Genomic DNA, 23,769 nt, shown 5'->3' with positions numbered 1-23,769 from the left:
GGGACCCCGGGTACGACACCCGCGTCCGACCACGAGTGCCACACGAAAGGGGACGGTGGATGCACCCGGCGCCGAGCACCGCCCCCACCTCCCGTGCCCTGGCCTTCCTGACGGCCGCCCTGCTCACCCTCCTGACGGTCTTCACCACCGGCAGCCCCCCACCACTGCCCGCCACCACGGCGACGACCTCCCCCGTGGACCTGGCACCCACGGGCCCGGGAACAGCCGCGTCACCCGTGGCCCGCCTGGCGCCTGGAACACCTGGAGACCCCGCAGCACCCGCGGCGCCGGAAGCACTCGGAGCGCTGGGCGAACCTGCAGCGCCCGCAACGCCCGCAGGGCCTGGTGAAGCCGCAGCACCTGGAAGGCCAGGCGAACCTGGCTGGCTCGAGGCACCCACAGCGCCCGCGGCGCCGGGAACACGCGGAGCGCCCCGGGCACCCGCAGCGCCCGCGGCACTTGGCGCGCCAGGCGAACCCGAGGCGTCCGCCGCGTCCGCAGCACCAACGCCGCCCGGAGAACGCGGAGGCGCCCCCGCGCCCGGAGACCCCGCAGCGCCCACAGGGCCTGGCGCGGCCGGAGCACCCGCAGGGCCCGGAAACGCACCCGCGCCCGCAGCACCAACGGCGCCCGTAGGCGCCTCCGCGCCCGGAGATGCCGTAGCTCCCGGGGATCAGTCCGGGCCGGTGCCCGGCTCCGCTCCCGGGAACGGCGGCGCCGGTGCCGGTGGCCGCGGATCCGGTGGGGGGCCGCTGGATGCCCCGTATGCCGGGCAGGGGTGCACCGTCGTGTGCTCCGCGCAGGACGGGACCCGGCAGGAGTTCCACGGGGACCGGCCCTTCGCGCACGGGCAGTTCGCCACCACCGAGGACGTCACGGACGTCCCCCTTCCCGTACCCGGGCGGACGCGTCCGGTCCCGGTGACCGTGGCCGCGCGCACGGTGCACGTGGTGCAGGACGGCGGCCGGGCGCCGCCGCGGGCCTTCGGCATCTGACGTCCCCCGTTCGCCCCTCGACCGCCGTGACCGCGTCGGCCGCAGTCGCGGCGTGCCTGCCGGAGGCCTCCGTTGACCCCCAAGACACGCATGAAACGCACAAAACGCACATCCCGGGTGAGAGCGCTGTTCGCCCTCGCCGTGATCGCCCTGTCCGTGTACGTCACCGCCACTGTCCCCGTCCGCCTCGGACTCGACCTGCGCGGCGGCACCCAGATCGTCCTGGAGACCCGCTCCACCGCGACCACCAAGGCCGACCGCGAGGCCACCGACCGCGCCCTGGAGGTACTGCGCGGCCGGGTCGACGCGCTCGGCGTCGCCGAACCGACCCTCGTCCGCTCCGGCAGCAACCGGATCATCGTCGAGCTGCCCGGCGTGCAGGACCCGAAGAAGGCGGCCGACGTGCTCGGCCGTACCGCCCAGCTGACGTTCCACCCGGTGGTCGGCGTCGCCGACGGCACCGAGGACGCCGCCGAGTCGAAGAAGCCCGAGGCCCCGAAGAAGCCCGAGGCGTCGAAGGAGCTCGTGCTGCCCGACGAGTCGGGGCAGAAGCTGCGCCTTCAGGACAGCGCCATGACCGGCAAGGACGTCAAGGGCGCCCAGGCACGCTTCGAGCAGGAGACGGGCGCCGGCTGGACCGTCACCGTCGACTTCGACAAGGCGGGCCGGTCCGCGTGGGCCAAACTGACCAGTGAGGCCGCCTGCCGCCAGGTCGGCGACCCCGCGCGCCGGGTCGCCATCGTGCTCGACGACCGGATCATCTCCTCCCCGCAGGTCGCCCCGTCCGTCGCCTGCGGCACGGGCATCGCGGACGGCTCCACGCAGATCACCGGCTCCTTCGACGACGCCGAGGCCCGCGAACTGGCACTGCTCATCAACGGCGGCGCCCTGCCCGTACCGGTCGAGACGGTCGAGCAGCACACCATCGGCCCCACCCTCGGCGCCGGCGCCATCAAGGCCACCGCCTGGGCCGCGGTGATCGGCACCGCCCTGACGATCCTGTTCATCGTCACCGTCTACCGCCTCACGGGCTTCCTCGCGGCCGTGGCCCTGCTCTGCTACGGAGCGATCTCCTACGCCGCCCTGGCCGCCCTCGGCGCCACCCTGACCCTGCCGGGCCTGGCCGGTTTCGTCCTGGCGATCGGCATGGCCGTGGACGCCAACGTGCTCGTCTTCGAACGCGCGCGTGAGGAGTACGCCGGTATGCACCGGCCGAGCCCGCGTTCGGCCCTCACCGCCGGATTCCGCAACGCCTTCAGCGCGATCGCCGACTCCAACATCACCACGCTGATCGCGGCCGGACTGCTGTTCTTCCTGTCCACCGGGCCGGTGCGCGGCTTCGCCGTCACCCTCGCCATCGGTGTCGGCGCGTCCATGATCAGCGCGCTGGTCATCACCCGGGTGCTCGCCGAGTTCGCCGTGGACCGCGCCTGGGTGCGCCGCCGCCACCTGCTCACCGGCCTGGCGACCACCGGCCGGGTCCGCGATCTGGTCATGCGCCGCAACCCGGACCTGATGAGCCACCCGCGTCGCTGGCTGGCCGTCTCCGCGGTCCTGCTGGTGCTCGCCGGCTCGGGCATCGCGGCCCGGGGCCTGAACTTCGGCCTGGAGTTCACCGGCGGCCGCCTGATCGAGTACACCACCACGACCCCCGTGAACCCCGACCGCGCCCGCACCGCCCTCGCCGACGCGGGCTTCCCCGGCGCGCTCGTGCAGTCGTCCAACGACAACGGCCTGACCGTGCGCACCGAGGACCTGACCGACGCCGAGGCCGCCAAGGTCACCGGGACCATCGGCGAACTCGGGGGCAAGACCGAGAAGGTCCGTGACGAGCTGATCGGCCCGAGCCTGGGCGAGGAGCTGCGGCGCAACGCGCTCATCGCCCTCGGCGTCGCCCTCGGGGCCCAGCTGCTGTACCTCGCGGCCCGCTTCCGCTGGCTGTTCGGCACCGCGGCGGTCGCCGCGCTCGCGCACGACGTCGTCATCCTCGTCGGCGTCTTCGCCTGGCTCGGCAAGCCCATCGACGGCGTGTTCCTGGCGTCCCTGCTCACCGTCATCGGCTACTCCGTCAACGACTCGGTGGTCCTGTTCGACCGCATCAGGGAACTGCTCGGACGCGACCGCAGGACACCGCTGGAGCAGATCACCAACCAGGGGATCCTGCAGACGCTGCCCCGCACGATCAACACGGGCATGGGCGCGTTGCTGATCCTGGTCTCCCTGACGGTCTTCGGCGGGGACTCACTGACCGACTTCGCGCTCGCCCTCCTCATCGGGCTCGTGGTCGGCACCTACTCCTCGGTGTTCACCGCCTCCCCGCTCGCCATCGAGCTGCACCGCCACGAGCGCGGCAGCCGGCGCCGCGGTGGGGGCGGCGGCTCGGGCGGCGGCAGGCCGGCCCGGCGCAGCGCACCGGCGGCGCGGGTCTGAGGTCCGGCCGGTGGGCGGCGGTGCACCCCGCCGCCCACCGGAAATGGGTACTGCGACCGATGGCCGCTTCGTCTTCACGCGGCCACGCTGGAGGGTCAGGAGGGGGGCCGTACGTCACCGCGGCCCCCCTCGTCACCGGCTCTTTTGCCAGAAGGGACCGTATCGCCGATGTCGTGGGAGACCACCAGCAGTGCCTCCGCGGCCGAGCGCCTGAGCGCGCACGATGCCCGGCAGCGCCTCGAACACGAGCGCAACTCCCGCCTCGCCCAACTCCGGGCCGTCCAGGAGACCGAGGACAGCGGTCAGGAGGCCGACGACCTCCTGAGCGCGCAGAAGAACGCCCTGAAGCAAGCGCTGAAGGACATCGAGGCCGCCTTCGCGCGGCTGGACGGCGGCTCCTACGGGAACTGCGAGGACTGCGCCAAGCCCATCCCGGTGGAGCGCCTGGAGATCCTGCCGTACGCGCGCTGCTGCGTGCCCTGCCAGCAACGCGCCGGCTGATCCCCCTCCCCCCGCGCCCGCGTCCACTGCCCGAGGCGAAGGAGGCCGACCGGTGATCCTCGGCGACAGCACGGCGACCGCCGCCCCGGGGGGCCGCGGGCCCGAAGGCCCGGTCCGCGTGCACGGTTCGGGCGTCGCCCTCGACCTGGGCAGTGCCCGGACCCGGGTCTGGACGGAGGGCCTCGGCGGCATCGTCGACGTGCCCACCGTCACCCACCGGGGCTCCACCGCGGCGCGGCCCGTCCGGCGCGGGACCATCGTCGACCCGGCCGGTGCAACCCGGCTCGTCTCCCGGCTGCTGGCCGACCGCGTACCGCACGACGCACGGCCCGTCGTCGTCCTGACCACCCCGGTCCTGAGCGGTCCGCGGACCCACGCCACCGCCGTCGGCGTCCTCCGGGTCCTGCGGCCGCGGGCCGTCCTGACCCTCGACGGCGTCCGGGCCGCCGCCCTGGGCGCGGGCGCCGACCTGTCCGGAGTGCTGCTCGTCATCGACGTCGGCGCGCAGCTCAGCGAGGTGGCCCTGCTCACCGACGGCCGGGTGGCCGCCGCCCGCCGGGCCACCGCGGGCACCGACGACGTGCGCGCCGGCGCCCTCGGCGAACTGGTCACCACCGTCGCCGCACTGGTCACGGGGCTGCTGCGGGACGATCCACGGCCCGCGCTCGTGGACGCTCTCGACCGGGGCCCCCTGCTCACCGGCGGCGGCGCCCTGCGCCCCGAGTTCGCCTTCCGGCTCTCCGCCCGACTGCGCAGCCACGTCCGGGCGGTGCCGAAGCCGCAGACCGCGGCGGTGCGCGGCGCCGTCGAAGCCCTGCACTCGGTCCTGCGCCATCCCGCGCTGAGCCCGCCGAGGCCCCTGCCGCCGCTGTGAGGCCGTCTGTGGCAACGCGGCGGCCTGGATTACGGTCCATACGGTTGTGCGCACGGGGTGGGGGAACTGCTAAGGAGCCGAACGGCGGTGCAGCAGCACAGCGATGTGAGGGACACGAGGGAACGGACAGGACGTCCGGAGCGACCGGGGAGACCGGAGCTACCGGGGAGTCCGGGGGGATCGGCGCAGCGCGAGCGGCGGGACCCCGGACGGCGGAACGAACGGGCGGACACCGGACGGACGGACACCGGACGGACGGGCAGCGGGACCCCGGACGGCGGACCGGTGCGGGTGCGTGATGTGGCCGCCCGGTGCGCACGGTTCACCGTGCGGACGCTGCGCGGCGAGTGGCACGGCATCGTCGTCGACCCCGTACGGCGGTTGGCGCACCGGGGGCTGTCCGGGCTGGTGCTGGCCTTCGTAGCGGCCTTCGGCGTCATCTTCTTCCACGCGGTGGCGCAGCGGCCGGCCGGGGAGGCGGTGGTACGGATCGCCGGCGGTGTCCAGGCCGACCTGCCGCTGTGGCTGGCCCTGCTGCGCACCCCGGTGTCGCTGTACGTCCCGGCGCTCGACCTGCCGGTGTGGGCGGGGATCACCCAGCTCTTCCTCGCCTTCGCGCTGGCCGAACTCACCCTGGGCCGGGGCCGGACGCTGTTCATCTCGTACGCGACCACCCTGGCCGGCACGCTCACCGTGCGGGTGATGATCGCGCTCGGGCCGGGCTGGTGGGGCCTGGGGCTGCCGCCCGAGGCGGGGCGGGTTCTCGACACCGGGCCGTCCGCCGCGGTGGTGGGCCTGTTCACCTATCTGTCCGTGGTGCGGCGCGCCCCGGTCGTGTTCTTCCTGACCGGCGGCTCGATGGTGGTGGAGTCGGTGGTCAAGCCCAACCTCGCCGGCCGCGAACACCTGATCGCGGTGGCCGCGGCGATCGTCCTCGCGCTCTTCCACGGCCGCGGCCCGGGACGGCTGCCGGGCCGGGCGGCCGCACTGGCCCGGTGGCGGCGCTCCCCGGCGCCTTCGGCCGCCCCGGCGGCCGCCCCGGCAGGCCCGCGTCCGCACCGGCCGCCGCGTCCGCGACGCCACCCGGTCCTGCCGGGCGCGAATGTCCGGGATTCCTCCTAAAATCACGAGGGACTCCACGGGGGAAGGGTGAGGGCCGATGGGCTGGATCTGGTGGGTGCTGATCATCTTCTGGACCGGTGGTTTCGCCTGGCTCGGCGACAACATCCGCACCGCGCTGCGCAACCGGCACGAGCGCAAGCTCGAACTGATGGAGGCGGCGAAGGCCGAGCGGCTGGCCGTCGAGGCGGCGCACAAGCCGCCGGAGCCGGTGTGCGGGTGCACCCACCATCTGGCCAAGCACGACAAGAGCGGCCGGTGCCACGAGCGTGTCGAGGTGCCGACGGCCTGGGACGAGAACAAGAAGCCGCTGCGCTTCGAACCGGGGCAGTGCAACTGCCAGCAGTACGTGGGGCCGCAGCCCCTGTCGCAGGTGTACGCGGACGAGCTGACCGACCTGGCCTGACGGGCCGGCCGGGTCCCGGTGCCGGGAATCCGCGCAGGAGCGTCACACAGGCTGCACACAGTCCACCGCGAGCCTTGTTAGCGTGACTGGCCGCTCGGCAGGCCTAGTCAGGAAGACCGGATGGACTACTGCTCCACGTGCCGTAGGCACCTCAACGGCGCCCTGGTGTGCCCCGGTTGCGGTGCGTACGCACCGGACATAGCACCGGATGTCACCGCGCCCCTCACGACCGACACCGCGGCCGGTTCACCGACCGGCACCGCGGCCGACATCGCGGCCGTTCCCGCGACGGCTCCCGGAGCCGGCCTCGCGGCGAGGGGGGCCGCGGGCTCCGCCCCGGGCCTCCCACCCGTCGGCGGCCCCGGCGATGTCCTTGGCGACGTTCCCGCCGACGTGACGGACGCTCCGTCACCGCGGCAGCGGCCCGGGCGGGCGGCGCGGCGCCGTCAACTGGCCCGGTGGAAGAAGACCCAGCGCAGGGCCCTGGTGGCCACCGCCGTCGCCCTCGTCGGGGGAGGTCTGACCGTCGCCTCGATGGACCGGCAGTCCACCGACCGCACGCAGGCGGCGCAGGCACCGGAGGTCCCGCACACGGGCACCGTGGGAGACAGCCGGCCGGCGCAGCCCGGCGACCCGGCCGCGACCCCCTCCGACTCCGGGCAGACGTCTCCCGCCGCGGGCGCCCCGCACCAGCGGTCGGTGCCGCGCAGTGCCACGCCGCAGGACGTGCACCCGGACGCCATCGTCTCCCGTACGGCGCAGACCGCTCCGTCGGCACCCTCCGACGTGCCCGAAGCGCCGGCCCGGACGGTACTGACCGCCCCGCAGCCCGACGACACGGCACCGGCCGCCGGAGACTCCTCCGCCGCCGACCGGTCGACCCAGTCGGTTCCGGCGGACCAGTCGAGCCAGTCGGCCTCCCAGTCCTCCTCGACGGCGACCCAGCGGACGGCTCCCGGGTCCACCGCGTCCGACGGCACCGCCCAGCAGGCCCCGCAGGCCCCGCAGACGAGCCCCACGGACACGCGCACCTCGCCGTCCCACCTCTGCCTGCTGGTGATCTGCCTGGGCTAGTGCCGCTCGTCGAAGCTGGCGAAGTACGCCGCGGCCATGTCCTCGTCGGCATGGCCGCGCGCGGCGGCGCGGGCGAAGCGTTCGGCGCTCGCGGCGGCCACGTCGAGACGGACGCCGTGGGCCTCGCCCGCCTCGACGATCAGCCGGGCGTCCTTCTCCGCGGTGGCCACCGCGAAGCTCGGGGGCAGATACGCGTCGTTGAGGATGAGATCGGCCTTGGCGTGCAGGTAGCCCATGTCGAGCGGGCCGTCGACGATGAGGTCGAAGAAGCCCTGGGGGTCCACGCCGAGCCCCTTGGCCAGGGCGAGCGCCTCCCCGGTCGCCGCGGTGGCCGCGACGACCCAGCTGTTGGCCACCAGCTTCAGCCGGGTGGCGGTGGCCGCCGCGGCGTCCTCGCCGGTCCACACCGTGCGGGAGCCGACCGCCTCGAACACCGGCGTCACCGTCTCCCGGCCCTCGGCGGGACCCGCCGCCAGCACGGTCAGCCGGCCCGCCTCGGCGGGCTGCCGGGTGCCGAGCACCGGGGCGTCGTAGAGGACCAGTCCGTGCTCGCGGGCGAGGGCGGCCAGCTCACCGGCTGACTCCAGGCCGACCGTGGTCGACTGCGCCCAGACCGTGCCCCGGCCCAGCGCGGGGGCGGCCTCGCGCATGACCTGGAGCACCGTGCCGCCGTCGTAGAGCATCGTCAGGACCACGTCGGCGTCGCGCACCGCCTCGGCAGGGGTGCCGGCGACGTGCGCGCCGTCGGCGGCCAGCGGCTCGGCCTTGGCCCGGGTGCGGTTCCACACCCGGACGGTGTGCCCGGCCTTCACGAGGTTGCGGGCCATCGCGGAGCCCATGATCCCGGTGCCCAGGACGCCCACGGTACGGGTGTCGGTCATGTCGTCCTCCTCGTGGTCGATGCGGTGGGTGTCGCAGGTGCGGGTACCCGTACCCGGTCGTTCGCTTCCGGGCACCGCCCCGGACCAGCGCGACACCGCCGGGGTCAGGCCATCCAGAAGAAGACCGCCGTCATGCGCTTGTCCTCCATGCTCCGGCCGCAGTAGCCGGTCGCGCTGTGCACGAGGTTGGCGTGGTAGAGGAGCAGCCGGTTGGCCTTGTGCGGCACGCGGACGTCCTCCTCGAAGGCGTCCGGCGCGACGAACCGCGTGCCGAGGGCCTCGACCAGGTTCTGGTGCGGGGGCTGCACGACGTTGCCGCCGAGCCGGCCGCCGGGCAGACGCTGCCGGTAGAAGCCGGTCCCGCAGTCCTTGGGCACCGAGGGGTTGAGGTAGAGGACGGCGGCGTACCGGCACAGCGCCCGCGAGTCGGTGTGCGGCCTCGGCTCGCTCTCGCCCTCGCCCACCACCTGGACGCAGTTGTGGTTGAGGGTGCCGCCGCCCGGCGCCTGCTGCACCCACAGCTCCTTCGCCCCGGTCGCCTTCCTCACCAGCCTTTCGACGCGGGCGAGTTCGGAGGGCTCAAGACCGGGCATGGTCCGCAGTCCGGGCCAGGTCTGGGAGGTGTACGGGTAGCCCTTCACCCAGTCGTCCGCGGCCAGGCAGCGCTGCCGTACGGCGTCCGCGTCGGGCAGGACGTCGTCCAGCACCCAGTAGTCACGGCCCTTGGTGGGCTTGCGGTAGGGCAGGACGGTGAGCGCGGCGGGCACACCGCGGGGCTGTGGGGGCATGCGGCCGAATGTAGGGCGGACCCTCCCCAGGCCTCTCCCCACGGCCGGTCAACATTTCGTCAACCTTGATCAAGGGCAGGGAACTTGGCCACGGCGATCGGCGAAGGGGGCCCAACTGCCCATCCGCGTGAGCAGCCTCACCTCGTGTTCGATATTTTTTACCGAATCAAAAGGTTCTTCGGGCTTCCGGCCCCGTACATCTGGGTGTTCGAACCGCCCACGGCGGGACCACGACCGGGCAGGAGGCACGGTGCGCTTTTCGCGGAACGCGACGGGAACTCTTTTCGTGGGCGGGGCGCTCAGCCTGACCCTGGTCGCGCTCGCCTATCCGAGCATGCTGGGCCTTGAGAAGGTCTCCAGCGACGGCTCCCGGATCATCGCCCAGACCCAGTGGGGGCCGCTGACGGAGAGCGACCGGGACTTCGTGGTCAAGGTGCGCGCGGCCGGGCTGTGGGAGTACCCCGTCGGCGAGATGGCGGTGAAGAAGGGGACCACCAAGGAGGTGGTCAGGGCGGGCGAGCACCTGATCGACGGACACGCGGCGCTGGACGTCAGCTGCCGCAGGATCGCGCCCATGCTCAACATCACGCTGCCGAACGTGGCCAGCCCCCAGCAGCAGGGCTTCGTCACCCAGCTCGCCGCGGACAACGGCAAGCAGTTCGACTCCGACATGGCCAACATCCTGCGGGTGACACACGGCTCGATCTTCAACACCATCGCGAAGATCCGCTCCACCACCAAGAACAGCCTGGTCCGCGAGCTCGCCAACCAGGCCAACGCCACCGTCCTCGACCACATCACGGTCATGGAGGAGACCGGCCTGGTCAACTTCGACCAGGTGCTCTTCATGCAGACGACCCCGCCCAAGCTGCCCAACTCGGACCTGACCCCGCCGCCCCCCTCCGGCGGGCAGCCCGAGGTCGTGCTCACCCCGCCGCCGAACGCCACGTCGAGCCCGCTGGTGCTGCCCGGCGACCCGAGCCCCAGTCCGGCGGCGGGCTGAGCCGGAACCCGCGCGCGGGCCTACGCGAGCCACACGGTGGTGTCCGGGTCCAGCCGGCGCCCCGTCAGCGGTGAACTGCTCAGCAGCACCTCCCCCGGCGGCAGCGGAACGGCCCGGTCCGACAGGTTGGTGACGCACCGCCGGCCCCCGGAACGGGCGAACGCCAGCACCCCGGCCGGGCCGTCCTCCACCCAGGTCAGCGTCTCGCCCTCCAGCAGCTTGCGGCGAAGCCGCAGCGCCGAGCGGTACAGCTCAAGGGTCGAGCCCTCCACTCCGTCCTGCGCGTCGACGGCGTACGCGGCGAAGCCCGGCGGCTGCGGCAGCCAGGCGGCGCCCGGGCCGAAGCCGTACGACCGTCCGGTGCTCGTCCACGGCAGCGGCACCCGGCAGCCGTCGCGCCCCTTGCGGGCGTGGCCGGTCTGCTCCCACACCGGGTCCTGGAGGACCTCGGCGGGCAGGTCCGCCACCTCCGGCAGGCCCAGCTCCTCGCCCTGGTAGAGGTAGGCCGAGCCGGGCAGCGCCAGCATCAGCAGCGTCGCCGCGCGGGCGCGGCGCAGCCCCGCGGCCTCGTCGACGGCCGGGGCGCGGCCGCCGGACAGCAGCCAGGCGTTCTCGTCGGTGCCGGGCGGGAGCATCAGGCGCGAGGCGTGCCGTACGACGTCGTGGTTGGACAGCACCCAGGTGGCCGACGCGCCCGCGGCCCGCGCCGTGGCCAGGGAGTCGGTGATGACCTGCCGCAGTTGCCCGGCGTCCCAGCCGGCTTGCAGGTACTCGAAGTTGAAGGCCTGGCCCAGTTCGTCCGGCCGGGCGTACAGCGCCCGCCGGGCGCCCGGCACCCAGGCCTCGGCGACCGCCGTGCGCGGCGGGGAGTAGGAGTCGAGGATCCGCCGCCAGTCGCGGTAGATCTCGTGCACTTCGTCCCGGTCGTAGTACGGATGGCTGCCGGGCGGCACGAGCAGCAGCGCTCCCTCGCCGGTGGCGCCGATGTCCCCGACGTCCCGCAGCGGCTCGTCGAGGTCCTTCGCCAGCGCGTGCGCCACGTCGACGCGGAAGCCGTCCACGCCGCGGTCGGCCCAGAACCGCAGCGTGGCGCGGAAGTCGGCGCGCACCTCCTCGTTGCCCCAGTTCAGGTCCGGCTGTTCGGGCGCGAACAGATGCAGGTACCACTGCCCGTCCGGCACCCGCCGCCAGGCGCTGCCGCCGAAGACGGACGGCCAGTCGGTGGGCGGGAGTTCGCCGTGCGCGCCGCGGCCGTCGCGGAACACGTAGCGGGCGCGGGCCGGGGATCTGGGGCCGGACCGCAGCGCCTCCCGGAACCAGGGGTGCCGGTGGGAGGTGTGGTTGGGGACGAGGTCGACGATCACCTTCAGGCCCAGGCGGTGCGCCTCGGCGGTCAGGGCGGCGAAGTCGTCCAGGGTGCCCAGGCGCGGGTCGACGTCGCGGTGGTCGGCGACGTCGTAGCCGCCGTCGGCCAGCTCGGAGGGGTAGAAGGGGCTGAGCCACACGGCGTCCACGCCGAGGGCGGCCAGGTGCGGCAGCCGTGCCGTGACACCGCGGAGGTCGCCGAGTCCGTCGCCGTCGGAGTCGGCGAAGCTGCGGGGATAGACCTGGTGGACGACGGCCTGCCGCCACCAGTCCGGGTTCCTGGACGACAGGTCGGAGGCGGTGTCCTGCGGGGAGTCGTGCGTGGTGGCGGGGTCGGTCACGCGGTCTCCTCTTCGGTGCGTACGCGGGCGTACGGATGGCTACGGGCGGGACGAGAACTCTGTCCGCAACTCAACAAGTCTGTCCACATGGCCCGGAAAGTGAACGCGGCCGCGCGGCAGGGCGGGTCGCCCCCTATGTGACACAAGTGTGATGAAGGCGTGAAGTCCCTTTGTGGCCCGGCAGATTGACAGGTTCGTTCGCACACACGAGCATGACCTCACACTGTGGCGCATGTGACCGATGGGCCCGCTGTCCTCTTCGGCCTTCCGTCGGCCCGTCCTGGTCCGTGCCGTTGCCCCGCGACCAGCCACCCCGCGCACAAGCAAGATGGGATCCGTATGTCGATAGCCAGTCGTGTCTCCGCCGCCCGCCTGCTGGGAACGGGCGCCGCGACGCTCGCCCTGTGTGCCGCCTCCGTCGCCGCCGCCTCCGGTGCCTGGGCCCACAGCGCGCCCGGCGGCGAGGGCTGGAAGGGCGGCGGCCGCTACCAGCCCGGCACCGGCGCCGGCACGGTCACCGAGAGCGACCGCTGCCAGTTCTCGCTGGACGGCAAGAACTTCTTCGACGCCGTCAAGGTCGACGACCAGAACCTGCGGCCCACCGAGGACGGCAAGGTCCACATCAAGGTCCGCACCGCCCACGACGCCACGACCTGCACCGCCTCCCTGGCCTCCTACCTCGCCCACGGCGCGACCTTCGCCAGCTCCGGCGAGCAGGTGTTCGTCGACTTCGACACGGTGACGGTCAAGCGGGGCCAGACGGACTCCCTCGACATCGCCGTCCCGGACGCGGGCTGCTTCGCCCAGATCGACCTGTACCGCGGCGCGGTCAAGTTCGACGGCAAGAAGGACGCGAACGACGGCTTCGAGCACGGCGACGTGCCCAAGGGCCCGGACCGCCCGGTCATCAAGGACAAGCTGATCGCGGCCTGGAACGGCGGCACCAAGGACTGCACGGCCACCGAGGAGCAGCCGCCGTCCACGCCGGCCCCGTCCGAGTCCGAGTCCGAGTCCTCCGAGCCGTCGTCCCCGGCCGAGGAGCCGACGACTCCGGCCACCCAGAGCCCCGCCGAGACGGAGAGCCCGTCGTCGGCCCCGGCGACGCCGTCGAGCGAGGCCCCGGCCCCGTCGGCCTCCGAGTCCACCACCGCGCCGGCCCCGGCCCCGAACGGCGGCAGCGGTGACCTCGCCGAGACCGGCGGCGGCAGCGGCACCGGCCTCATCGCCGGCGGCGCGGCGGTGCTGCTGGCGGGCGGCGCCGCGCTCGTCGTCATCACCCGGCGCCGGGCGGCGAAGCAGTCCGCCTGATCCCCGCGGGGCGGCTCGCGGAACACCGGCCACCACGGTTCGCCGACGGTGGCCGGTGTCAGGGCAGTTGACCTAGGCACCGTCCCCGGTGCCCTCGACGGTGGCCAGGTACAACCGGACGTACCGCTCGGGGTCGACGTCCAACGCCACGTCCACCAGGGTCTGTTCGCGGGCCTCGCCGTGCAGTTCCGCCTCGCCGGGGCGCGGGCGGCGGTCGACGACCGTCTGCCCGCGGGCCGGGCCGGGCGCGAGGTTCACCTCCACCGGCAGCCGGTGGGTGGTCAGCCCGTCCGGGTCGGCCACCGAGCACACGGTGCCCGCGTCGCCGAGCCCGCCGTGCGGGACTTCGTCGCCGGTGGCCGGGCCGGGGTGGGACAGCAGCCGTCCGGCCAGCCGGGCGCCGGGCTCGTCGCGCCCGCACAGCCGCCGCAGGTCCGCCTCCGGCACGAGCACCCGCTGGAACACGTCGAGCCCGTACATCGTGATGGGCACCCCCGCGGTGAGCAGGACGGCGGCGGCCTCCGGATCGTGCCAGACGTTGAACTCGGCGACCGGCGTGGCGTTTCCGGTGGCCACCGCGCCCCCCATGAACACGATCCGCTCGATGTTGCGGGTGACCCCGGGGTGGGTGCGCAGCAGCAGGGCGATGTTCGTCAGCGGCGCGGTGGGGACCAGGGTGACCGGGCGGTCACAGGCCAGGATCTCGCGGTGCAGCAGCGTCACCGCGTCCACGTCGACGGGCCGGCGGGCCGGCGCGGGCAGCCCGAGGTCGCCCATGCCGTCGTTGCCGTGCACATGATGGGCGGTGCGCAGGGGTTCGAGCAGCGGCCGCTCGGCACCCCGCGCGACCGGCACGGCGGGAGCGCCCGCCTGCTCCAGGACCGTCAGCGTGTTCCGCACCACCTGGTCCACGTTCGTGTTCCCGGCCACGCAGGAGACCGCGCGCAGGTCGAGGCCGGGGTGGCGGACGGCGAACAGCAGGGCGAGCGCGTCGTCGACGCCGGTGTCGCAGTCGATGATCACGGGCGTGGGCCGCGAGGTCACAGCACGCTCCTTCCGTCGTCGAGGTCCGTCGTACGCGGTCCGCCGTGCGAGACCCGTCGTACGCGGTCCGTCATACGGGGCCACCACCATCGTCACGTGCCCGGCCCGCCACCGCGCGCCCGGCCCCTTCCCCGCCCCCGGTGGCGCCGCTCACCCGGACGGACCGGCGCGCTGGTGGGCGGGGCCGCCCGGTGATGCCGTGGAAGGAGCGCCACCGCCCGGACGCCAGGTCCGCAGTGCGGGTCCCGTCCGTCTGGAGGCCTCCATGTCCCGTACCCCGGCCCGTGTCCTGGCCGCCTCCGCGCTCGGCGCGGCCGTCCTGCTGACCGGGGCCGCCTGCACCGCCGGGCAGTCTGGCGGCACCCTCCGCGGCACCGCGCCGGCGGCCACCCGTCAGCCGGGCCCCGCCGCCGCGGCCCCGGCCGCCGCGCTCACCCAGGACCAGGCGCAGGCCGCGCTGCTGACCGAGGCCGACCTCGGAACGGCGTGGGCGCCGACCCAGGGCGCGGCGACCTGGCGGGACGGCATGCTCAAGGCACAGGCCGACAGCTCCGAGTGCGGGCGGCTCCTCGACGCCCTCTACACCGAGCAACCGTTCGGCGCCCCCTCGGGCGCGCACGCGGTGGCCGCCTACGACGACGGCGAGGACGAGGCCCAGTTGCGCCACCAGGTGCTCGCCCTGCACGCGCAGGACGTGGACCGCATCCTCACCTGGCTCAGGACGATGCCGCAGACCTGCGCGGGCTTCTCCGCCACGACCGCGAACTCGGACGTCCTGGACGTGCGGGTCGCCGGCCTCGCCCTGCCGAACACCGGCGACGCCCGCCAGGGCCTGCGCCTCACCCTCACCGACGCGTCGTACGGGGACACGCTCACCCTGGACCTCGCCACGGTGCGCGTCGGCGACGACGCGATCGTCCTCACCACCGGCGCCCTGGGCACGCCTCCGCAGGACACCACCGAACAGGCGGTCCAGCACGCCGTCGACCGGCTGACGGCGGTGCACCGCAAGGCACGGGCCCAGGCCTGAGCGGCGGTCCGCGGGGCCCTACTCGCGGTCGAATCTCATCCTGTGCGTGATCACCTCGTGGGCCACGTCGAGTGCCGTGCGGCCCTGCGCGAAGGCGTGGGCGCGCAGCAGGGCCAGCGCCTCGTCGGCGCAGACGCCGAGCTGGGCCATGATCATGCCGATGGCCTGGTAGACCTCGTCCTGCTCGGCGGCGACCACGTTCAGCCAGGACGCCTCGGCGGCGTCCTCGTCGTCCTCGTCCAGCGGCAGGGACATCAGGGCCAGCGTCATCACACCGGCCACGAGCCGCGCGGTGTGCAGCTCCCGCCCGCTGAGCTCGTGCGGTGCGTCGCCGTACAGGTCGAGCGTGCCCACGCAGACGGCGTCGTCGCCCAGCGGAACGGAGTACACGGCCCGTACGCCGGCCTCGGCGGCCTGCTGGGCGAACACCGGCCAGCGCCGGGCGTCGCGGCCCCCGGTCAGGTCGGAGGCGAGCACGGGGGCGCCGGCCTCCGCCGCGTACAGCGAGGGCCCGTCGCCCAGGGTGGCCTGGATCTCGGCCAGACGGGCGGCCGCCGCGTCGCTGGCGCCCATCCGCACGGGCATGCCGTTGCCGCGCAGCGAGACGCTGGCGCCGGTCACCGGCAGCAGTTCGACCGCGACCGCGCACAACCGGCGCGGGATCTCGGCGGCCGGTACGCCCCGCACGCCATCGGCGATCACGTCGGCGACGTCCAGCGGGCCGCCCGCCCGGTCCTGTTCGCGTGGCGTCCCGCCCGCGCGTTCCCGGTGGCGCTCGTCCCCGCGGCCGGCCGGGCCGTCCCGGCCGGGTTCCTCGTCCGGGACGCCGAGGCCGTCGTCCCTGGACCTCACGGCCACCGCCTCCTCACGTCGTCGGCGCGGCCGTCGTCGCGCGTCCGCGCACCTCGCCAGGACCGGACGCACCCGCACGCGCCGAACGACGAGGACCGCGCGAACGCGGGTCCCCGGACCGGGGCACGCGGCGGGTACCCCCGGCCCATACCGGGAAACCGCCCCGAAAACCGCCCCCGCGCACACGGAACCCGCCCCGGCGGTGGCCGTCACAGCGGCGGCTGCGCCGGGGCCGGGCCCAGGGTCGTGGTGCCGGGGGCGGTGCGGTGCCCGAGGCCGGTGCGGTAGGCGTCCATGGCCGCCTCCACGCGGCCGGTGCGGCGCAGCAGATCACCGAGGAGGCGGCACAGGTCGGCCAGGTCGCCGGCCGCGCCCGCCCGCTCCAGCAGGCTCAGGGCCCGCACGTAGTGCTCCTCGGCGGTCTCCGTGTCGCGGGCGTCCTCGGCGATGATGCCGAGCAGCCGGTGCGCGGCGGCGGCGTGCACGGCGCCGCGCTCGGGGGAGAGGTCGCCCAGGACGTTCCGCAGCAGGTCGGCCGCCTCCTCCGACTTGCCGCACCGGTGCAGGACGTCGGCCAGCTCGACCGCGACCTGACTGGTGTAGAGCGCGGCCCGCTTGGCGGACAGCATGGACTGGGCGGCCCTCAACTCCTGTTCGGCGCGCTCCAGTTCGCCGTTCTGGGCGCAGACGTAGCCGCGCATCCAGTGGCAGTTGGCGAGTTCGGTGCGCAGTTGGAGGGTCCGGTACAGCTCGGCGGCCTTGGCGAGCGAGGCGTCGGCCTCGGCGATACGGCCCTCGGCGAGCAGGGTGCGGGCCACCGACCGGTGCATCCGGGCCACCAGCGCGGGATCGCCGGCCTGCGGGGCCAGCGCGAGCGCGAACTCGGCCGCCTGGGCCGCCCGCGCGTGCGCCCCCATGTCCATGTACGGCCCGATGACACCGGCGTAGAGCAGCAGCAGCGCGTCCGGGTCGTGCAGTCCGCCCCGGTTGAGCTCGTCGAGGGTGGACTCCATCAGATAGACGGCGTACCGCAGTTCCCCCGCCAGGTAGTGGGAGACGGCGCGGCCACGCAGCGCGGGGACCCGGGCGGGCAGCGGCGCGTCGGCGAGGGCCTGTTCGGAGCGCTCGAAGAACTGCCGGCCGCTCTCCAGCTCGCCGGTCTCCAGGGCGCACTCTCCGAGTCCCAGCAGCGCCTCGGCCTGGACGTCGACGAGTTCGTGCTCCTCGGCCTCCGCCAGCAGCCGGGCGTACTGCTCGGCCGCCTTCTCGGACTCCCCGGTGGCGAGCGTGCGCCGGGCCTCGGTCATCCTCAGGCGCAGATCGGTGGCGAGGTGGGCGGGGCGTCCGGTGGCGAGCTCGTCGAAGCCGACCCCGAGCCGCTCGGCGACGTGCCTGAGCGCCTCGTCGGAGGGCCGGACCCGTCCCGCCTCGAGCGTGGAGATGTATGCGGGGGTGTACGCCGGCTCCGCCAACTGCCGCTGGGTCAGGCCCTGTTCCCGCCGCAGCCGCTGCACCCTGCGCCCGATGGTCTCCGGGTCGTCCCGCTTCGCCATGCGCTTCATCATGCCAGTAAGCCGACTGGTGAAGAGCCCTGTCGGACTGACCTGGGGTCAGCACCGGACCTTACGCCCAGCGGCTCCCAACTCACCCTGGCGCCCTTTTCGTGCGGCCTTCTCACCCCCTACGTTGGAGACAGCGTTAAACGCGCTTAATCCATCACTGTCGTTGCGAGGTCGGTTGCCGTGCTCGGACGCACTGTCGCGCGCCAAGGACACTTCCCCGCACGTTGCGTCAGGGGATTCGGTGCGGCCCTCATAGCCGTCGCCGCCCTCGTCGCGGCGGCCAACGCCGGACCGGTCGCCGCGACGGACCCGGCCCCCGCCTCGCAGGCCGTGCAGAGCCGCTGACCCCCCCACGGCGGCACGCCCGTCGCCTCGCGCTCAGCCCGGCAGCGCCCGGCGCAGCGCCTCGTCCAGCCGTCCGGCCAGCACCGCGTCACTGGGCGGGTCGTCGGTGAACAGGGCGCCCAGCTCGGCGGTGAAGGTCTGGGTGAACGCCCCGTAGAGCGGGGTGCGCGGGCGGGAGACCGCCCGCTGGAGGGCGGGCAGCAGGATGCCGCGGGCGTAGCCGGGACGGCCGGCCGCGTCGCGGGGCATGTGGTCGGTGCTCTCGCCGGTGGGCGACGCCGACGGCGAGCCGCCGGAGGCGGGCACGGACGTGCAGCGGACGTGGTCGTCGGTGTACGCCGACGTACGGGTCGCGGCGAAGCCCGCGTCCAGCAGGCAGCGTTCGCTCTGGGGGCTGGTGAGGAACGTGATCAGCTCGGCCGCCTTCCCGGCCCGCTGCGAGGACCGGGTCACCGCCAGGTTCTGTCCGCCGAGCACCGCCCGGCCGGGCAGCGGGGCGACGCCGAGCTGCTGCTCGGTGAAACTCTGGTGCAGCGCGCCGTAGGCGTACGGCCACTGCCGCAGGAAGGCGGTGCGGCCGTCCTCGAAGTCGCTGAGCGAGGACGCCTCGTCGGAGCTCAGCGCGCTGTCCAGGGTGTACGGCTTGTCGGTGCGCCGGCGCAGCTCCGCGATGCCGTCGGTCAGCTCCCGCAGATCGCCGGTGTAGCGGCCGGAGCCGTCGGTGAGCGCGAAGTCGTCGGTCGCCGAGGCGAACGCCTCCACGGCGTTGACCGTACGGCCCTCGTAGGCGGCGAGCTGCGTGGTCCAGAGCTTCTCGTACCCCTTGGGCGGGCGCGCGTCGAGGGTGTCGCCGAGGCCGAGCAGGTCGTGCCAGGTGCGGATCGCGTCCGGACCGGTGCGCTGGACGCCCGCCCGGCTCAGATAGTCGCGCCGGTAGTAGAGCAGGCCGACGTCGCTGTTGAACGGCACCGCGTACACCTTGCCCTTCCAGCGGGCGGTGTCGGCCACCGACGCGATGACGTCGTCGACGGCCTCGTCGGGAAGCTGCCCGACCAGGTCCGCCTCGGCGAACTCCGGCACCCACGTGACGTCCAGGTTGACCACGTCGTAGTGGGCGCTGCCCGACTGGAGGGCGCCCAGCAGCTGGCTGCGCTGCTGGTCGGCTGAGCCCGGCAGTTCCACCAGGCGGGCGTGGTAGCCGGAGTCCTGCTGCTCCTGCTGCCGGTTCCAGGCGTCGATGAGCTGCTGGCGGACGCCGTTCTTGCCGGTCACGTCACGGCCGCTGGCCACCACGATGTCCCCGGGCACGTCGGCGGCGGGCGTCCGCACGTCCCGCGGCCCGCCCCCGGTGCAGGCGGCGACCGCGAGCAGCGGCGGCACCAGCAGCCGGGCGAGCGTCACGGCAAGTCGTCGTGCCATCAGTGCTCCCCCGTCCCCACTCGGGCGACCTCGTCGCGCAGGCCCCTGCCGGGATCGTCGCCCGCGTCCAGGCAGCGGCCGCCGCTCGCCTCGGCGATCCGGGCGTCCGGCCGGTCCGCGTCGCAGGAGCCGCTGATCAGGGACACCATGTCCACCGGCACCTTCGCCTTCCGCGCCCGGGCCAGCACCTCGTCCAGGTTCTTGCCGGTCAGCCGGTTGTTGTCCTCGTCGTCGGTGATGTAGACGATCAGCTGCGGCCGCTGGTCGTCGGTGCCGCGCCCGTCCATGTCGTCCAGCGCGTCGAGCAGCGCCGCGTGCGGGTCGGCCTCGGCGTCCCGCACCTGCGCCTCGGCGTCGACGACATGCTCGGCGTCGGCGCGGCGGTGGTGCCCGAAGGGAAGCAGCTCCTGGTGGGACCGGCCGCCGGAGGTGCCGTAGACCGCCCACACCCCGTAGTCGTCCTGGGCGCCGAGCCCGCCGAGGGACTGCTTCAGGATGCCGGGGCCGCCGCTGGGCCCCGGCCACCGGGTGTTCATCGAACCGGAGCTGTCGAGGAGGTAGAGGACCCGGCCGGGTCCGTGGGCGTTGCGGTACCGCGTGAGGGCCTCCTCCATCGCCGTGCGGCGGGCCGCGCCCGGCAGCGGGCCGGGGCCGCGCAGCACGCCCACGCCGACGTGGGCGGCGTCGAGCAGCGGATGGCCGGATTCCGACGCCGACCGGAAGCCGGCGGTGGCGAACGCGGCCAGGCCCTCCTTCCCGGTGAGCCAGGCGCGGAAGCGGCCGACGGCGTCGTCCCGGGCCGCCGCGTCCCGGTCGCCGCCCTCCCAGCGGACCCGCACGAAGGTGGGCGTCAGCGCCGGTACGTCGACGGGGTACTCGGCGATTCGCGACACGCGCGTCGTCCGCGCGCAGCCCACCCCGCTCCTGAGCAGGAACTCCGGGACGAGCGCGGCGGTACGGCCGTCCGCGGCACGGTCGGCCGGCAGCGCGCACAGCAGCCCGGCGGCGGTCGGCGAGGGCGGTCCCGCGGGGCGTACGCGCTGCTCGGCGGCGCGCGAGTCGGCGGTGTCTCCGTACAGGCCGATGGTGGCCAGCAGGGCGGAGTCGGTGAACTCCGGGTCGGGCCGCAGCACTCCGGCGTTCCGGTCCTGCTTCGTCAGGTTCGCGATCAGCCGGGACAGCGGCAGCCCGACGCGCTCGTCCAGTTCGGCCCCGGCGAGGTTCTGCGGGACGGCGAGCACGAGCGGCGAGTAGACGAACGGCTTCTCGTCCGGCTGGAGTTCGACGTAGCTGCGGGTGGTCCAGTCGGTGGTGACCCGGGCCGCGTCGGTGCCCGAGGCGGGGATCCACACGTCCGGCTGCGGCCCGACGTCCCGCTGCGGGTTGGTGTCCTCCACACGGGGCTCCTGCCAGGCGTCGCTCTGCCGGCGCAGCGCGGTGACCGCGGCGGTCGCGCCCGCGCTGTAGACGGTGATGCCGCTGCGGCGGCAGCCGTGCCCGGTGGTGTTGGCCCGCGAGGTCAGATACGCGTCGGAGGCGGCCCGGACCGTCGGCTCCAGGTCGGGATCGGTCAGCAGGCGCAGTTCGAGCGGCGGCGCGCAGGGGTGGCCGCCGCCGGGCCCGAGGAGTTCGTAGCCGCCGGCACCGAGCGCGGCGAGCGCGAGCGCCAGCAGCGCGCTCACCACGATCCGGGCCCTGATGCGCAGTCCGAGGAACCAGTCGATCACAGCACGCGCCCGGGCGCGCAGCGCGGCGAGCAGGGCCACCAAGAGGCGGACCGGGGCCCCCGCGCCGGTCTCCGGCCGGGAGCCGGACTGCCCGCCCGGCGGCTCGGTGCGCGGGGGCTCGGTGCGCGGTGGCTGTTCGGAGGACTGCGTCGAGGGCCCGGGCTCCTCGGACGACTGCGCCGGGTCCGGTGCGGGCGAGGACGGCTCCTCCTGGCCGTCCTCGCGGCCTTCCTCCCGCTCGTCCTCCCGCGCCGTCAGCAGTACGTCAGTGCCCGGCTCGGCAGCGGACTGCGGCTCCCACAGGTCCCCGAGCGGGGTGGTGCGGCCCGCTTCGGCCATCTGCCCGCGTAGCTGATCGAACAGCTCCACAAAGGACAACTCCCCGTCCACGTCGAGGAGTTGTACGAGCTCTTCGGTGAACGGGGTGGCTCTCATGCCGTCGCCCGAGTCGATGAGCCGGTTGGCCTGCACGCTCATCAGCAGCAAAATCCGGTGCCGGCGGTCGGCGAAGTCGTGCCACACCTTGCCGGCGTTGCCCGCGTAGCAGCAGTCGAGGATCACCACGATCCGCTCGGCCTGGCTCCCGGCGAGCACGGTGAGCACCCCGGTGAACGCGTCCGCGCCGGGGAACACGGCCCGGCCGCCGGCGACCACGCGCGCGTTGCGCATCTGCAGGAACAGCTCGTTGCCCGCGCTCGGCACGGCGCCGTGTCCGGCGAAGTAGCACAGCAGCAGTCCCTCGGCGTCCTGGGCGGCGGTGCGCAGCGCCTCACTGAACTGGTCGAGGGAGGGCGAGCGCAGGACGGTGATCTCCTCGCGCCCGTCGCCGTCCCCCTGCCCGTCGCCGGCCTCGCGCCCGCCGAAGATCCCGCCCCGGCGCAGCACGTCCTCCAGCCGCCCGAGGTTGTGCCGGACGGCCGGCAACTGGCCGGGCACGCCCTCCGGGTCGTCCGGCTGCGTGTGCTCGTACTCCTCCACACCGACCAGCAGCGCCCGGTTCACCCGCCCGCGCGGGTCGAAACGGTCCACGGGGCTACCCCTCGTCGTGGTGCACCGGATCGACGTGGGTCTCGGGTGAGTCGCCGGACTCCACCCGGCGGCGGTTCTCCAGCCAGGCCGCCACCGCCCGCCTGGTCTGCGCCACCAGCTCGTCGAACACGGCCTCCGCGCCCGCGCCGAGCAGGAACAGCAGGATCTCCATGCCGGCGCCCATGCGACCGGGCGGCACGTCAGAGCGCGGCCGCTCGTCGATCCGCAGCCGCCCCTGCCGGACCAGGTCCTCCAGCGGTTTCTCCCGCTCCAGCCACGCCTTCAGCGCGCCGACGTCCTTGCTGCTCGCACTTCCGTCCAGCCGGACCCGTACACCTCGGCCGGCCACGCCATCCCCCTCAGCCATAAGTCACCATTCTGGCACCGGGGCACAACTCTCCGGGAGGGCGCATTTCGGCCACAGCGGAAGCGGACCGGCACTACGGAACCAGGGCCGGGCCCGAGCCGCACCCCTGTGCGAGAGCCGCGTCAGGTGTACGAGAGCCGCGTCAGGCCTGCGTCTGCAACTGGCTGAGCTGGCGGCGCACATGGTCGAGCGCGCCCTGCCGCCGGCCCGGCACCCGTCCACGCAGGTCCGCGAGCACCGAGCCGAGTTCGCGGGCGCGTCCGGGGTCGTGGATCAGCCCCCACTGGTGGTGGGCACGGTCGACGGCGGTCTCGACCGCCACGGCGTCGGCTGCCTGGCCCATGTCCAGGCGGGTGGCGGCCACGGTCAGCCAGGCCCGGCAGCTTCGGGCGGCGTCGCCCGCGAACATCGCCAGGTCCGCGCGGACCTCGGCCCAGTGCAGCGCGTCCTCCGAGGCCGCTCCGTGCGCGAGGGCGGCGGCCCGCTCCCAGCGGGCGGCGAGCGCGTCGGCGTCGCCGTGCCGGCCGGACCGCACACAGGCGGCGATGGCCGTGTGCGGGTCGGCCGGCGCCGTCCCGGGCGCGGTGAGCACGAGGCCGGGGCCGCCGTCCTCCTCGGTCAGCCGCGCCAGCGCCTGCTCGTGCAGCTCCGCGGGCGGCGGCCGGTGCCCGCTGCGCAGGATCGTCGCCACCGCCTTCATGTACGCCGGTGCCGCCACCGTGCGCCGGGCCGGCGGCGGTGCGACCCGGCCGTACAGGGCGATGTTGCGCCCGCAGTCCAGGGGGCGCCCGCGCAGCAGCGCCCAGCTCTCCGCGTCCGCGTGCAGATCGGCCACGACCGTGGTCGTGCCGTCCGGGCGCAGCCGGAGTTCCTCGCGCAGCCAGTGCCAGGGCAGGGCCGTGTAGCGGACGGTCGCCGGTGCGGTGCGGGCGAGCGCCAGGTGCAGCAGGTGCTGGCGGCGGTCGAGCTGGAGCTGGCCGGCGACGAACACGGTCAGCGGGCCGGGCGCCGCCGCGGCCGCGCGCAGCCGGGTGAGCACGGCCTGCGGCTCCAGCGGATCGGCGAGTTCCACCACGGTCGCGGTGTCCGTGCCGGACAGCACGGAGGGCGCCACGGCGGCCAGCACGGGCAGCACGGACGCCGCGTCCACCAGGCGTCCCCTGCCCACGGGCGCGGCCGCGAGCAGCAGCACGGTTCCGGGCATCGTCCCCCCCGTGTCGTGATCCGGTCGGTCGATTACGTCAGCACGTTAACCGCTCCACCGACTTGCCAGGGCCCCTTCCCCGGTGTGCTCTGGTAGGCGGGGGCG

Annotated in this window: 21 protein-coding genes; 11 read left to right on the top strand and 10 right to left on the bottom strand. The window is 74.4% G+C overall.

The features are described from left to right. Window positions 1–788 precede the first annotated feature (788 nt). The 7 genes from ACF09J_RS04745 to ACF09J_RS04715 all read left to right on the top strand — a co-directional run bounded on the left by ACF09J_RS04745 (window position 789) and on the right by ACF09J_RS04715 (window position 7,399). Complete coding sequence (locus ACF09J_RS04745; RefSeq protein WP_392303921.1) at window positions 789–995, top strand: hypothetical protein; 207 nt, start codon at window positions 789–791, stop codon at window positions 993–995. Between the two features lie 90 nt (window positions 996–1,085). Then, entirely contained in the window at window positions 1,086–3,425 is a 2,340-nt protein-coding gene (secD, locus tag ACF09J_RS04740; protein WP_392303920.1) for a protein translocase subunit SecD, read from the top strand. A gap of 168 nt (window positions 3,426–3,593) precedes the next feature. Next, window positions 3,594–3,926: a TraR/DksA family transcriptional regulator gene (locus tag ACF09J_RS04735; RefSeq protein WP_392303919.1), complete on the top strand. Its 333-nt coding sequence runs from the start codon at window positions 3,594–3,596 to the stop codon at window positions 3,924–3,926. 52 nt (window positions 3,927–3,978) lie between these two features. Further along, a complete protein-coding gene (locus ACF09J_RS04730) occupies window positions 3,979–4,800 on the top strand; it encodes a rod shape-determining protein (RefSeq protein WP_392303918.1) in 822 nt (273 codons plus the stop codon). Between the two features lie 291 nt (window positions 4,801–5,091). Further along, on the top strand, window positions 5,092–5,922 hold the full coding sequence (locus tag ACF09J_RS04725; protein WP_392303917.1) for a hypothetical protein: 831 nt from the start codon (window positions 5,092–5,094) through the stop codon (window positions 5,920–5,922). Between the two features lie 37 nt (window positions 5,923–5,959). After that, window positions 5,960–6,325, top strand: a complete 366-nt coding sequence (locus ACF09J_RS04720) for a hypothetical protein (protein ID WP_392303916.1) — start codon at window positions 5,960–5,962, stop codon at window positions 6,323–6,325. 393 nt (window positions 6,326–6,718) lie between these two features. Next, window positions 6,719–7,399: a hypothetical protein gene (locus ACF09J_RS04715; protein WP_392303915.1), complete on the top strand. Its 681-nt coding sequence runs from the start codon at window positions 6,719–6,721 to the stop codon at window positions 7,397–7,399. Here ACF09J_RS04715 and ACF09J_RS04710 read toward each other — a convergent pair. Further along, entirely contained in the window at window positions 7,396–8,280 is an 885-nt protein-coding gene (locus ACF09J_RS04710; RefSeq protein WP_392303914.1) for an NAD(P)-dependent oxidoreductase, read from the bottom strand. The two genes, ACF09J_RS04715 and ACF09J_RS04710, sit on opposite strands and share 4 nt — an antisense overlap. Before the next feature lie 104 nt (window positions 8,281–8,384). Further along, window positions 8,385–9,068, bottom strand: a complete 684-nt coding sequence (locus tag ACF09J_RS04705) for a DUF6445 family protein (RefSeq protein WP_392303913.1) — start codon at window positions 9,066–9,068, stop codon at window positions 8,385–8,387. A gap of 286 nt (window positions 9,069–9,354) precedes the next feature. Between ACF09J_RS04705 and ACF09J_RS04700 the strand changes: the two genes are divergently transcribed. Beyond that, a complete protein-coding gene (locus ACF09J_RS04700; protein ID WP_392304169.1) occupies window positions 9,355–10,071 on the top strand; it encodes a DUF4142 domain-containing protein in 717 nt (238 codons plus the stop codon). Between the two features lie 20 nt (window positions 10,072–10,091). Here the strand turns inward: ACF09J_RS04700 and ACF09J_RS04695 are convergent, their stop codons facing one another. Beyond that, window positions 10,092–11,777, bottom strand: a complete 1,686-nt coding sequence (locus ACF09J_RS04695) for a glycoside hydrolase family 13 protein (RefSeq protein ID WP_392303912.1) — start codon at window positions 11,775–11,777, stop codon at window positions 10,092–10,094. 339 nt (window positions 11,778–12,116) lie between these two features. Between ACF09J_RS04695 and ACF09J_RS04690 the strand changes: the two genes are divergently transcribed. Beyond that, window positions 12,117–13,085: an LAETG motif-containing sortase-dependent surface protein gene (locus ACF09J_RS04690; RefSeq protein WP_392303911.1), complete on the top strand. Its 969-nt coding sequence runs from the start codon at window positions 12,117–12,119 to the stop codon at window positions 13,083–13,085. A 72-nt stretch (window positions 13,086–13,157) separates the two neighbouring features. On the opposite strand, the gene ACF09J_RS04685 is transcribed toward ACF09J_RS04690, so the two are convergent. Next, window positions 13,158–14,129, bottom strand: a complete 972-nt coding sequence (locus tag ACF09J_RS04685) for a nucleoside hydrolase (protein WP_392303910.1) — start codon at window positions 14,127–14,129, stop codon at window positions 13,158–13,160. 265 nt (window positions 14,130–14,394) lie between these two features. Here ACF09J_RS04685 and ACF09J_RS04680 point away from each other — a divergent pair, with 265 nt between their 5' ends. Continuing rightward, window positions 14,395–15,159: a hypothetical protein gene (locus ACF09J_RS04680; protein ID WP_392303909.1), complete on the top strand. Its 765-nt coding sequence runs from the start codon at window positions 14,395–14,397 to the stop codon at window positions 15,157–15,159. A gap of 18 nt (window positions 15,160–15,177) precedes the next feature. Here the strand turns inward: ACF09J_RS04680 and ACF09J_RS04675 are convergent, their stop codons facing one another. Together ACF09J_RS04675 and ACF09J_RS04670 are read right to left on the bottom strand one after the other, a co-directional pair. Further along, window positions 15,178–16,011: a GAF and ANTAR domain-containing protein gene (locus ACF09J_RS04675; protein WP_392303908.1), complete on the bottom strand. Its 834-nt coding sequence runs from the start codon at window positions 16,009–16,011 to the stop codon at window positions 15,178–15,180. A 209-nt stretch (window positions 16,012–16,220) separates the two neighbouring features. Continuing rightward, complete coding sequence (locus ACF09J_RS04670; RefSeq protein WP_392303907.1) at window positions 16,221–17,564, bottom strand: tetratricopeptide repeat protein; 1,344 nt, start codon at window positions 17,562–17,564, stop codon at window positions 16,221–16,223. Window positions 17,565–17,753: 189 nt separating this feature from the next. Here ACF09J_RS04670 and ACF09J_RS04665 point away from each other — a divergent pair, with 189 nt between their 5' ends. Continuing rightward, window positions 17,754–17,918, top strand: a complete 165-nt coding sequence (locus ACF09J_RS04665) for a hypothetical protein (protein ID WP_392303906.1) — start codon at window positions 17,754–17,756, stop codon at window positions 17,916–17,918. A 33-nt stretch (window positions 17,919–17,951) separates the two neighbouring features. Here ACF09J_RS04665 and ACF09J_RS04660 read toward each other — a convergent pair whose 3' ends face one another. The 4 genes from ACF09J_RS04660 to ACF09J_RS04645 all read right to left on the bottom strand — a co-directional run bounded on the left by ACF09J_RS04660 (window position 17,952) and on the right by ACF09J_RS04645 (window position 23,664). After that, window positions 17,952–19,337, bottom strand: a complete 1,386-nt coding sequence (locus tag ACF09J_RS04660) for an extracellular solute-binding protein (RefSeq protein WP_392303905.1) — start codon at window positions 19,335–19,337, stop codon at window positions 17,952–17,954. Then, on the bottom strand, window positions 19,337–22,093 hold the full coding sequence (locus tag ACF09J_RS04655; RefSeq protein WP_392303904.1) for a caspase family protein: 2,757 nt from the start codon (window positions 22,091–22,093) through the stop codon (window positions 19,337–19,339). Before ACF09J_RS04655 ends, ACF09J_RS04660 begins: the two co-directional genes overlap by 1 nt. A 4-nt stretch (window positions 22,094–22,097) precedes the next feature. Beyond that, window positions 22,098–22,460 carry a hypothetical protein gene (locus tag ACF09J_RS04650; protein WP_392303903.1) on the bottom strand — a complete coding sequence of 121 codons (363 nt, stop codon included), beginning with the start codon at window positions 22,458–22,460 and terminating at the stop codon, window positions 22,098–22,100. A gap of 142 nt (window positions 22,461–22,602) precedes the next feature. Next, the gene (locus ACF09J_RS04645) at window positions 22,603–23,664 is read right to left on the bottom strand and encodes a hypothetical protein (RefSeq protein ID WP_392303902.1); all 1,062 of its coding nucleotides are present in this window, start codon (window positions 23,662–23,664) and stop codon (window positions 22,603–22,605) included. Window positions 23,665–23,769: the final 105 nt, after the last annotated feature.

This window comes from Streptomyces sp. NPDC014889, from assembly GCF_043081205.1.
In the GTDB taxonomy this organism is placed as follows: Bacteria; Actinomycetota; Actinomycetes; order Streptomycetales; family Streptomycetaceae; genus Streptomyces.
This window is presented reverse-complemented; position numbering and strand designations above follow the sequence as displayed.